This is a genomic window from Aquiflexum gelatinilyticum (genome assembly GCF_024813435.1).
In the GTDB taxonomy this organism is placed as follows: Bacteria; Bacteroidota; Bacteroidia; order Cytophagales; family Cyclobacteriaceae; genus Cognataquiflexum; species Cognataquiflexum gelatinilyticum.
Genome location: NZ_JANAEZ010000012.1, coordinates 31,292 through 43,886, shown reverse-complemented (window position 1 = coordinate 43,886; position 12,595 = coordinate 31,292). Strand labels below are relative to the sequence as shown.

Sequence of the window (12,595 nt, the reverse complement as noted above, 5' to 3'; positions counted from 1 at the left end):
TTATTTACGGGCCGGTTAAGTGATGGAGGAGTGCTTGGGGCATATGGATTTAAAATCCCAACTCGATTCCATGCTTTGTTTGACTATTTCATCCATTTCCTGGTATTTCCCCTCCTTATTTGGAGCTACCTAAATCAGGTTTATTCAATGGATGAAATGAAAAAAAGCGAATTTGTGGTCTCTGTTTGTAAAAAATGAACTTGTTTTACTGGCAGGCCCACTTTAGGCAAATAATCTGTAAGACGGGATCAAAAGTTAATTTAAGTAAACTATTCATTCACAAAGGACGGAATTTAGAGAATGTTTTTTTATGGCAAATTCCATAAAGGCAAATCAATCATGAAATTTCTAAAACGATGCGAATCTTTCAGTTCAGAATTAAGACTTAAGATTTGTCCAAATTCGGACGTGAGTGTTTCATTATGGGCGTAGAATATTGTTAAAAGTTTGAAATTTACTCAATTTAACATGGATTGTTTGGCATATCCTTTGAAAACATAGGAATTAACCTTACTGTCATTCCCATGTTCAGCAATTACCTCATCATATCCTTTCGGAATTTTTATAAGTTTCGATTTTATACACTCATCAATGTTTTGGGTTTGACGATAGGAATTACAGCCTGTCTTGTTATTTTCCTTTATGTGAGGTTTGAACTCAGTTATGACAAATACCACAAAAATGCAGATAGTATCATGCGGGTGGATTGGGATCTTCAGATGGGTGAGGAGCAAAATTACCAGGCTTCCGTCACACCTCCTGTGGCCCAAACGCTTGTGGCTGAATATCCGGAAGTAGAAGCCGCAGCAAGGTTTCGGTATTTGGGTTCCTTTCAGTTTAAAAGGGAAATAGAGAATTTTATTGAGCGGCGTGTTATCTATGCTGACAATGATATTTTCCGCATTTTTTCCATCCCATTTGTGTCGGGTAATCCTGAAACGGCATTGATAGAGCCTTTTTCTATGGTGATTTCTGAATCTTTTGCGGAACAGCTATTTCCAAATGAGGATGCTTTGGGGAAAACCCTCATCAAAGACAACAAAACATTATACCAGATTACCGGAATTTTCAAGGACTTGCCTGATAACAGCCATTTTCACTACAAGGTATTCCTTTCTATGGAAGGTCTGGATGAATCCAAAAATGGAAATTGGATAGGGGGTCCATTTAATACTTATGTATTGCTTCACCCAGATGCTGATCCAATTGCTTTGGAGAAAAAACTTCCTGACTTGGTGGAAAATTACATTTTGCCATATGCACAGGTGGTTTTGGGAAATGCCTTTATGGATGATTTCCAGTCTTCGGCTGCCAACCACCTCACATTGAGGCTAATGCCCTTGACAAAAATCCATTTGCATTCCAACCTCCGAAATGAGCTTGAAGGAAATGGGGATATCAATTATGTATATGCTTTCAGTATTATTGCTGTTATCATTTTATTGATTGCCTGTATCAACTTTATAAACCTTGCCACCGCAAGAAGTTCTGGGAGGGCACGTGAAGTAGGCATCCGAAAAGTAATGGGATCAACCAGGACCAATCTTGCACTTCAATTTATCGGGGAATCAACCATTCTATGTATTTTTTCTTTTTTCCTTGCCCTATTGCTTACCCAATTGGTTCTTCCTTACTTCAATTCAATGACAGGAATGAATCTTCAAATCCCAATGCAGGATTATTCCTTGTTGATTTTTGTAGCAATTTCAGCACTGATTGTCGGGATTGTCTCAGGGATTTATCCAGGAATTGTCCTTTCTTCCTTCCAGCCTGTCCAGGTTTTGAAAGGGAAGGTGACAGGAAACAAACAGTCATTTACCCGAAGCAGCCTAGTCATTTTCCAATTTGCGATTTCAATTTTTCTAATTATCACTACGGTGGCTGTCCATCAACAGGTTCAATACATGAAATCCCGTAAGATGGGTTTCAATCCTGAACAGGTGCTGATGCTCAAGTGGGCAGGTAACCTGGGTGACAATTTGACTGTGCTCAAAAATAAAATGATGGAAAAGGATCTCATTACAGCAGCAACAGTTTCATCCTATTTTCCGGGCCCGGGTTATGCCAGGAGCACTCCATTGATTTGGAAATATGGATCTACCCCAAATCCTGAAACTTCTGCCACTACAGAAAAATGGATGGTGGATCATGATTATGTGACTACCATGGGAATCGAACTTGTCAGCGGCAGGAATTTCTCGCTGGACTTCCCATCAGATTCTTCAGCGGTCATATTAAATGAATCAGCAATCAGCAAACTAGCTTTGGAAGGTGATCCGATAGGCCAAAAAATCTCTTTGTTTCAACAGGATCCTGACGGGACACAGCAAGCGGATAAACTTGAAACTTGGGAAATCATTGGGATTGCTAAAGACTTCAACTTTGAATCTCTTCGCCAAACCGTCAGCCCTCTTGGCCTGTTTTTTGGGAAAAGCCAAAACGTCCTGGCGCTCAGGTACAATGCTGAAGAAACCCAAAGGGTCATCGAGGAACTGGAAAAAAACTGGAAAGAATTGGCTCCGGGAGAACCATTTGTTTATTCATTTCTGGATCAGGATTTTCAGAATATGTTTAATACAGAAACCCGGGTAGGAAAATTATTGACAGTGTTTTCGGCCTTGGCCATTATCATAGCCAGTTTGGGATTATTTGCATTGACTGCTTATACAGTAGAACAGCGGGTCAAAGAAATCGGAATCAGAAAAGTCATGGGTGCATCTATCCAAAACATCATCCTTTTGCTGACCAAAGACTTTGGGAAACTTGTGCTATGGGCATTTTTGTTCGCCGCACCTTTAGCTGCTATTGGGATCCGATGGTTTCTCCAATCCTATGCCTATAAGACTACCATAAGTTTATGGATTTATATTGGTGCAGGTTTAGCCACTTTTGCTCTTGCCCTGATAATTATGGGATATCAATCCATTACAGCTGCTTCTGCCAATCCTGTAAAATCTTTGAGGAGTGAATGACCAATTTCCTTAAAAGGGTAAAGTTAGCATTGTTTGCCAAATAATAGCAAACTGCTAAGAATTAAAAATTAATTCATAATCAACAGGAATGATAACAAGCTATTGATTTTGGAATCATATTCAGGTAGCGTTCCGAGTGTATTTTTCGGAATGATTCGAAACAATGGATTTAAACGCTATGTTCTAACTATATTCGGCAGTGCAACGATTGTTTTTTTTATTATAGGCACTTTAATTGGCCAGATTAATTTTATAAAATGGTTAAACAGCGTCCATACCCCTTTTTTTGATATTGTTTTCTCCATCTTGACCCTGCTTGGAACTGGTTATATTTTTATCCCATTTGTACTTACTGCTTTATTTCATCGTATTTCCATTGCAATTGGACTAATTGCGAATCTCTTATTACAAACCATTGTTGTACTTTTATTTAAAAGGATACTTTTTCCGAAGGCACCAAGACCAATTAACTTTCTTGACCCTGAAACCATTCTCCCAATCCAAGGTGTTGATATACATCGCTGGATGTCTTTTCCTTCTGGTCATACAGTTACCATTTTTAGCTTTTGCGTCTTTGTTTCTTTATGGACCAAAAAATATTGGTTAACATATCTGCTGCTGACTACAGCATTTTTGGTAGGTACATCCCGTATGTATTTGCTACAACATTTCCCCAATGACGTTGCCTTTGGTGCATTGTTTGGCACCATCATAGGTGTTTATTCTTATCAATTGGCAGAGAACTGGAATCAGTCTAACCGGAATAACCAAAAAATCAAGCTGCCCAATTTTAGCAGAAACTAGTTTTTAACGGATATCAAAATAGTTCTACTCGATTCAAATAAATCTTGGTGCTCCAAAATTACCGCGGATTGTTCCAATTGGAGTAATTCATCTTTATAGACCGACCTGGAAATTATCAGCACTTTTGAATCTTTCTCTTTCAGTCCATTTTTTAAAGACGCCAAATCATGAAACACCGGAATGGCTTTTTGCCTTGACCACACAAAAGCCGGATTAAACTGTTTGTAGGCTACCACTGTATCATAATCTTTCCAGATTTGTTGGCTTTTGTTTACAGGGTTTTCGGAAAATATTGTTGGTAAGACTACCGAAAATACCAAAATAACAGTTATGCCCCATCCTCCTGCAATACTGTATAAGGAGGCATTTTTTCTCTTTTTTTTCCAAAACAAAATTGCCACTAATGATCCCATTGGTATCGGAAGAAAACAGAATGCCAGGTTTGAATATTTTTGAAGGCTAACTTGGTCTTCCAAAGCAAAAAATGACGCCACAGGTATGGCAATGGAAATCAACAAAAGAAAAATTAAAATTAGATTATTTCCAATACCAGTTCCTTGTGTTTTTATTTTCTCAATTTGGTAAGCCAAAATTATAGCGAGGAATGGGATGGCGGGGCCAATGTATGATAGCAACATGGTTTTGCTAAAGGAAAAAAACAATCCGACTACCAAGACCACCACAAAAGCAAATTTAGTAAATGGAACTGCTTCCTTGTTTAACACCTTTTTTGTTGCAGGGAAAGAGAATACGGAAAAAGGTAGCAAAGCAACAAATAGCAGCAAGAAGGGTAAAAGAAAAAAACCGTTATGTCCTTCCATGGTTTCTGTATACCTTGAAAGGTTATGTTTTAGGAAAAAACCTGTAAGCCATTCACCTTGGGTTTGGATCCCCACGGCTATATACCATGGCAAACCGATAAGTAGAAAAATCAAGATGCCTTCAGGAATCCGAAGGGTCTTCAATACCGGAATCGTAAATTTTTTGGTCCATAAAAGGTAAATCAGCACTACCATCCCCGGGAAAACAACCGCTATCAATCCCTTGGTCAAAAATCCCAATGCCGCGAAAACATAGGCAAATCTCGCCCCTTTTTGCTCCTCTATGGCTAAATACAAAAAAACAAAGGTCAGGTATAGCCATACTATAAGGTAAGGATCGGGGACGGCAAGTCTGAATTGAATGTTGAATTGCAGTGAAGCGAGCAATAAAATCGATTGATACCAGGCCGTTGTTTTCCCCAAAATTCTTGCAGTAAAATAAAATGACAGTAGGACCAAGGCCAGACCAAAACAAGCTGAAAAAAATCTTGCTCCAAATGCATTCGCTCCAAAAAATAAATAGCCCAGTTGCATGAAATAGTAATGTAGGACAGGCTTATCGGTTCGCAGTTCATTGTTAAAAGTCGGGACAATCCATTCGCCTTTGTCCTTCATTTCCAAGGCGCAAGTCGCATTTTTGACTTCATCAAGGATATACAAAGGTGTTTTGTCTAGATGGAAAAAAAGTAAAACAATTCCTATGATGGACAGAATAAAATATGGTCGATACGAATTCCAATTCATGTCGAAAATTACGGTTGCAATGTCTATTGAATATTACCCCAACATGAAATATTTAATATTAATACAATTCTATATTAATAATTGGACAATACTTGATTCTGATATTTAGGAATGGATTTTTCTTTGGTGATCACAGTTTTTAATGAGGAGGATAATATACATCCCTTGCTCCAACAGATAGATTCTGCCCTTTCTGGATATATTTATGAGATCATCTTAGTGGATGACGGATCAACAGACTCCACTATCAAAAGGATTGAGGAGCTGAAAAATCCTCGGGTCAAGTTGATTGTTTTTACCAGGAACTTTGGACAGACTGCAGCCATGGCAGCAGGTATGCAAGCGGCGGTCAGTGATTATATAGTTACGATGGATGGTGATTTGCAAAATGATCCCTCCGACATCCCCCATATGCTTAGAAAATTGGAGGAAGAAGAGTGGGATATGGTGGCAGGAGTCAGAAAAAACAGGCAAGACGGAGCATTGCTCAGAAAATTCCCAAGCAAAATTGCCAACAAACTAATCAGAAATCTTACCGGAATAAATTTACAGGACTATGGATGCACCCTAAAGGTGTTTAGGGCATCTATCGCCAAAAACCTTGGGCTTTATGGTGAGCTGCACCGTTTTATCCCAATATTGGCTGTATTGGAAGGTGGCATGATTACCGAGGTGGATGTCAAGCATCATCCAAGGTTGTATGGACAATCCAAATACGGACTTGGCCGCACCATAAAAGTTATGAGCGATTTGATTTTGATGGCTTTTTTTAAAAAATACTTTAAAAGACCAATTCACTTTTTTGGACCGTTGGGTTTATTATGTTTTGCAGGAGGGTTTTTGATCAGCTTTTACCTATTGATAGTAAAATTATTGGGTCAGGATATCTGGGGCCGTCCTTTACTATTATTGGGTATTACCCTCATTTTGGCAGGTATTCAGTTTCTGACATTTGGCATAATTGCGGAATTGATGATGCGGGTGTATTACGAATCTCAGCAAAAAAAGCCTTACTCTATAAAAAAGGTAGTTACCTTCCTTCAGCCTGTTTTGGATCCATCTTTAGCTGATGGTAAACACCCCTTGCATACACCAAAAGCCCCAATGCTTGAGCTAAAATAATAACTGGATCCATCCCATATTTTGGATGCCAAAACCCATACACCAATAGCAGCAAAGAACCCAATATACTCACATACCAAAAATATATTGGGAAGACCGAATTACGGATTCTTTCTGCATAGATCCATTGGAGGATGAAACGGGCATTCATGAAAAATTGCCCTAAAAAGCCGATGATAATGATCGGATCGTTAAGATTTTTCATTACGATTTTTTCTGTGTTCACATAAAAATAGAACAACAGTAAAATAGGTATTGCCATAAAAAATACTTTCCATCCCATCGGAATTTTTGACCACTTACCATGCAAATGTACATTCCGGATATAGATGTAGTAGGTGATCAGTTGCCCTATAATTATTACAAGGTCTTGCCTTAGGATCCCATAAAGCAGAAATAATAAAGCTGCCCAAATACTGACATACCAATATAGTATTGGAGCTTCATTGGATTTTTGGTTTTCTGAATGCCAGAGTTGTATTAACATTCGAAAACCAAACAGACCTTGTGATAAAAAACCTAAAATCAAAATCATGTACTAAAGTAAAAATTGTAGACTGGCAGGAATGGATTTTGTGGAAAATTTACAATTTATTAATATGAACAGGATTTGAGGGATAATTATCCTGAACAGTGTCAGTATACCTCTGAGTCGATTTGTAGGTGTCTTTTAAAAACATTCCAAATAAAAAAAGCCCTGCTTTGGACAGGGCTTTTTGGTAATGATTGCTTTTGGTTTCTATAAATTAAGCAGGCATTATTACCTTGTTGATGACGTGAATTACGCCATTATCGGTCTTAATATCAGCACTTACAACCTCTGCATCATTTACAAATACTTTTCCGTCTGAAATATGGATCGCAACTTCTGCGCCATTTACCGTGGTAGCAACCATACCGTCAGACAAATCCCCTGACATCACTTCTCCCGCAATCACATGATAGGTAAGAATTCCTTTTAACTGAGCTTTGTTTTCAGGTAAAATCAAAGATTCTACTGTTCCTTCAGGAAGCTTCTCAAAAGCTGTGTCAAGTGGAGCGAAAACAGTGAAAGGACCTTCGCCATTTAATGTTTCTACTAATTCGGCAGCAGTCACAGCCGCTACCAGAGTTTTAAATGAGCCGTTTTCAACGGCAGTTTCTACAATGTTCATAAAAATTTGTTTAAAATGTACAAAGAGAAGACTTTGATTAACGCTTTTGTTCATGATTTTTGGAATGGTAATGATTTGTTCATGGGAGGCTGCCATCACTCTTTTGGCAGATAAGGAAAAGCTCCTTTACCGTTTTAGATAAGTTTTCCTATTACTCATTTTAACAAAAAAAGGTCAGCCCTGAGGGCTGACCTTTTCATTAAAAAATCAAACGAAATTTACTTAACCAGCAATCTCTCCACGGAAGTGGAACCGAAACTATCGACGATGTAGATCAGGTATGTACCCTTAGCAAGATTAGACACATCAAATTGAACCATGCCCCCTTCAGTGAGAATGGATTGGACTAATACTCCATTGGAAGTCCTCAATTCAATGTTTTGTAGGCCCTCTACTTTTTTGAGTTCAACAAAAACAAGTTCCGAAGCTGGGTTAGGGAATACACGTACTTTATTTGAGTTTCCTTTAGTCGGGAATGAAAACTCCTCTGAAAGAGCTACACAGCCATCTGCATCGGTGATCTGCACTTTGTAAATTCCGGCGCCCTGAATCCTTGTTTCATTAATAGAAGTGGTTGCTATCAGTGTTCCATTCTTGAACCACTCATAAGTATATGGCCCTTCGACAGTAAATAATCTGCTGCTTTGGAAGCCAATGACCGGTATAGGAAGTGTTTTGATAGCAATCTCTACTGCTTCAGTAGCAATTGGATCACAAATATCAGAATCGATTACCGCTCTTACCAAAGTTGGTCTATCAAGGTTATTAAGAATAATTTTGTCTAAACCAGAACATTGCTCTAGCAGTGTCCAGGTTGTGCCATTGTCAGTGGAAGTTTCCCATCCGATTATGCTGTCAAATCTTCCACCGATCAACTGGAATTCTACCCTGTTTGATCCTGCGCATACTTCAGTCTCAGAAGCGATGACTGTTGCCGGTTCCAGATCGCATCTTAAAATAAATCTTGTCTTGACCGCCAAGTGATCTGAGGTGGTGTTGTCATAATTTGGAATCAAATCATATGGAGCGACAATTCTCTCAGAATTTACAATCCAATTATCCCTTAAGTCATTTGAAATTATCTGGTGGTCAATGACATCTTCAAAGCTTGGGAATGTTCTCAAACCGGCGTTGCTTAAGCTGATGGTGATCGGAGTATAATTTTCAGGATCATTGATATAATTGATGAAGGAGGTCTCCGAAGTATTTACAGTTGGTGCAGTCTGGTCTGCCACTGTTTCATCCAAATCATCGTTATAGTCTCCCAATACAATCAATTGTGCTTCCCTGTAATAGACATCCAAAGAGTCTTTGAGGACATTTACATCATACCTTCTCATCGCATATCTTGGGTTTTCGGCACTTTCTCCTCCCCCATTGGATCTGGTATGCACATTGACCAAGGTAATTGGCTGTTGAACTCCATTGATTTTTGTCTTGATATCCATCAAGAAAGGTAATCTTCCGGATGCCCAGAACCTGTCAGGAGTTGATGGGTAGTTGACCAACATGCCTGGTTCAACACCTGCAAGGAGTACCTTGGTTTGGATGGTGTCAACTGTGCTTAACTTGAAAAGGTAAGTCAGTTTTTGAGCTTCTTCCGCAAATTCACCACCTGCCGATACAGCCGGAGATACTGCCATTCCGTAAGCTGGCAATCCTTCCACCAATTCTTTGAATTTAGAGAGTGAGGTTATTTCCTGGAAAGCATAAACATCAGCATCCAATGCCTCAATGAGCGTCTTTACATTTTGCAATTGCAAATCCACATCAGTTGGACCCTGTCCGGGGTCAGTCGATCCAAACCACTCTATATTCCAGTTTACCACATCGAATGTCAGGTCTTTATTGATGGTAGCACCTGTTAGGTAACCTCTGTTGACAGTGATGTTCCCACTTTCAAACCTGATCGGTGATGCAAATGCACCTTCCGAAGGTGGAGAAAATCTGACTTGAACCGATTTTTGTTCTGTCAATTCAGCCACAGAATATGTCAAGCTTGCACTGAATGCTACACCATCTTTGGAAAACTCAAATCCATCTCCGCCGGTAATACTTAGGTCAGCAACTGGATTGGAAAGGTTGAAGTTGAATGTTCTGACAATGCTTGAGGTACCTCCTACCGGGACTATTCCAAAATGCCAGTAATCTACATTTCCAATGGAATTGGTAAAGAATGGTTCGGCAGGCACATCTGAGTTGAATAAGGAGAAATCATCCAAAGTCCATCTGGCTGCACCCGTTTCTGGGGAAGAATTGTAAACAAAAGCAATCCTTACAGTTTGACCCAAGTACTGACTCAGATCAACTTGACCTGAGAAAGACCAAACATCTCCTGAAGCGAATCGGTCGCTCAGTTCAGTCCATGAGGCATTATTAGGATCGCCGCTTGTATAATCTGTTGAAATCAACAGTTTCAATCTAGGGCCTTGGAATGCTACCCTACTCCAGAATGTCATCAATGGAATATTGAATCCGGTAAGGTCATAAGGTGCGCTGATCAGCCAATCCTGGTTGGGAACGGCACCACCTGAGAAGCCATTGATTTGAAGACCAAATGGGGCGGAAGCGGTCGGGGTGGTTCCTGCTCTTCCAAATGTGGTACAGGCCCAAGTCTGAACTCCGTCTACACTGACGGCTTGCCATCCCGCCGGTAAGGCAGGGCAGGTGGTATTGAAGTTTTCAGAAATATTGAAAGGATCGAACACAGAACCCGAAACACTGACAGAAACAGGAAGTGTTCCTGCAGTCCGGTTACTGATAGCCGCTGTAAAATTTCCAACAATACTATTGTCAAATTTCACAAAAACTGTCTTCAAGGTGTTCAAATCTTCTATAGAGAACTCAATTATATTGGAGAAAACAAGCCCGTCTTTGGAAACAGTAAATGGACCAGTCGCGCTGACAGTGACATTTCCTTCTAAATTCTCCGCAGAGATTTCGTAAGAAAGAAGAGGTGAATCGGAAGTCAGACTTATCGTGCCAAAGTCCAGTGAGGCTGGTGTGACCTCAATTCGAGGTAAAATCACACCCTCGGCTTCTTTGACAATCCCGGTGAAAGTAACAGGAAGAGGTCCAGGGAAATAATTGGTCACTCTCATGGTTCCACCTGAACCAATGGCTGCCCCATTGACAGCAATGTCAGAAGTGCTTATGATTCTGAATTCAACATTTCCCGAAAGGTTTTGAAGGGAGGAGAGATCAATTATCTGGTTTACAAAACTACCTGTATGTTGCCATTCCGCCAGTCTTGATGTGAATCCATCACCGCTGTACACCAAAGCCAAATCCCTTGGCCCTGTATTGGAGGACGTTGAGCCAATCTGTAGGGAGGCCAAATCAACCAATTTATCCGGAGCCACATTGAATCCAAAAGTGAAAAATCTATTTTCCCCAGAATTCCAAGCATTGGAACTGATAGAGTTACCTGCGGCTGCCGGGTTGATTCCTTCTCCTCTCGCAAAGTTCCTTGCTTCAACGCCTGCCACGAGTGTGTTTCCGGTAGTAAATACCTGGTTGCCCGGCTGCCCGGTAAAGTCCCAATTGACAAATGGAACTGGTACTAAAATAACCGGTACAGTCACCGAAACATTGGTTAACCCTATCTGTCTGCTACTTCCAGAGGCGTTTAAACCCCTATCCGAAGTCCATGAAATGGTGATTAATTCACCTGGGAGAATGTTTAATCCAGTAAGAACCGAAGAAACTTCTGAATCAACTCCACCTGAAGTGCTGTAAGCGAGTTCGGGATAGGTTGTCCCATTGACAGTTACGGTCCATGCGGGATGTCTAGTTTCAGTTGGTCTGGCTACTTTGCCTAGGTATGAAATCTCCAAATCCGATATCGGAAAACCTGTGGTATTTTCAAGTGTGAGGGTTGCTGTAAATACTCCTGTAGATCCTGTGTGTTGGTATCCCAAAACATTTTCTCCCCTGAACCCACCTGCAGTACCGGTTCCAAAGACCCCACTGTAGTTGAGATTAGCTCCCGAAAAAGTCCATTCCCCTTCTGACCCAAAACTATTTACGGGACTGCTCAGGGTGACGAACTGGCTAAAATCCTGCATATAAGGAATGCCTGAAGCAGGAGTGACAGGGAGGTTGATGGTAAAGGAAGCAGTTACCACCTCACTGATTTCGAAGCCTTCCGCAAAAGCTATTGCTGATAAAACCGCACTTTCGCCAATCAAAATAGGAGCTGTATATAGGGTACTTCCCAAGTTAGGAGCAGTTCCATCCAATGTAAAATAAATCGCTGCTCCTACTGTGGCAGAGCTTAAAGAAATCAATTGTGCTTCTTCAAAAATACCTCCATTTGGGCTGATGACCGGAGCAGCTGCAGGCTCAAGAGGTTCTCCGAGTGCTGTACCATTGATAAATATTTCATCAATCCTGTTGGTACCGGTTCCTGCTGTTTCGGCATTATTGACAGAAATACCTGAAGTATTCAACCACCTAATAAATAGCTGCGCTTTATTGCTTGCTTCTAAAGGAAGAACAACATTATTCAACACCCCTGCCGTCAAATTATTGGCTACAGTGATCTCTGTCCCCGGGATATCTGTCCATGTGGATCCATCCAAACTGTATTGAGCTTTAAAATCTCTGGGACCTGTGCCTGAACTTTGCTGCTTGGAGGAAAGCGTCAGGTTATCAAACCCTAGTGTATTGACCTGTATAGACCAATACCTTTCAACGGCCAAGTTGGTCCAACCGTTGGATGTAATTGCTCTGCCCGGTAATCCCGACACAAACCCAGTAATAGTGGCATTGGTGAGGGTGATTTGATGGATTCCGACATTGTTTGCATTTCCCTGGTCGGCAATAGGAGACTCCGATCCTGTTACAGTCCCGAAAGTCCAACCTGCGATTACAGAGGTCTGAGCCTGCACGTTAAGTAAGGTCAGGACAAAGTAAAAAGCAGATAGGATTGCTATGCGTAATGGTTGTTTCATAATTTTGGCTTTAATGAATGAGG

General features: G+C 40.5%; 7 protein-coding genes. 3 read left to right on the top strand and 4 right to left on the bottom strand.

The features are described from left to right. The first annotated feature begins 473 nt into the window (after window positions 1-473). A complete protein-coding gene (locus NK987_RS19825; protein ID WP_259265274.1) occupies window positions 474-2,972 on the top strand; it encodes an ABC transporter permease in 2,499 nt (832 codons plus the stop codon). A gap of 108 nt (window positions 2,973-3,080) precedes the next feature. Then, window positions 3,081-3,776, top strand: a complete 696-nt coding sequence (locus NK987_RS19820) for a phosphatase PAP2 family protein (RefSeq protein WP_259265273.1) — start codon at window positions 3,081-3,083, stop codon at window positions 3,774-3,776. Here the strand turns inward: NK987_RS19820 and NK987_RS19815 are convergent. Then, on the bottom strand, window positions 3,773-5,341 hold the full coding sequence (locus NK987_RS19815; protein WP_259265272.1) for an ArnT family glycosyltransferase: 1,569 nt from the start codon (window positions 5,339-5,341) through the stop codon (window positions 3,773-3,775). The two genes, NK987_RS19820 and NK987_RS19815, sit on opposite strands and share 4 nt — an antisense overlap. A 111-nt stretch (window positions 5,342-5,452) precedes the next feature. Here NK987_RS19815 and NK987_RS19810 point away from each other — a divergent pair, with 111 nt between their 5' ends. After that, window positions 5,453-6,463, top strand: coding sequence for a glycosyltransferase family 2 protein (locus NK987_RS19810; protein ID WP_259265271.1), 1,011 nt, complete (start codon window positions 5,453-5,455; stop codon window positions 6,461-6,463). Here NK987_RS19810 and NK987_RS19805 read toward each other — a convergent pair. From NK987_RS19805 to NK987_RS19795, 3 genes are all read right to left on the bottom strand, one after another. Beyond that, on the bottom strand, window positions 6,372-6,998 hold the full coding sequence (locus tag NK987_RS19805; RefSeq protein WP_259265270.1) for a lipid-A-disaccharide synthase N-terminal domain-containing protein: 627 nt from the start codon (window positions 6,996-6,998) through the stop codon (window positions 6,372-6,374). The two genes, NK987_RS19810 and NK987_RS19805, sit on opposite strands and share 92 nt — an antisense overlap. A gap of 211 nt (window positions 6,999-7,209) precedes the next feature. Then, window positions 7,210-7,713: a fasciclin domain-containing protein gene (locus NK987_RS19800; RefSeq protein WP_259265269.1), complete on the bottom strand. Its 504-nt coding sequence runs from the start codon at window positions 7,711-7,713 to the stop codon at window positions 7,210-7,212. Window positions 7,714-7,835: 122 nt separating this feature from the next. Next, complete coding sequence (locus NK987_RS19795; RefSeq protein WP_259265268.1) at window positions 7,836-12,572, bottom strand: chitobiase/beta-hexosaminidase C-terminal domain-containing protein; 4,737 nt, start codon at window positions 12,570-12,572, stop codon at window positions 7,836-7,838. Window positions 12,573-12,595: the final 23 nt, after the last annotated feature.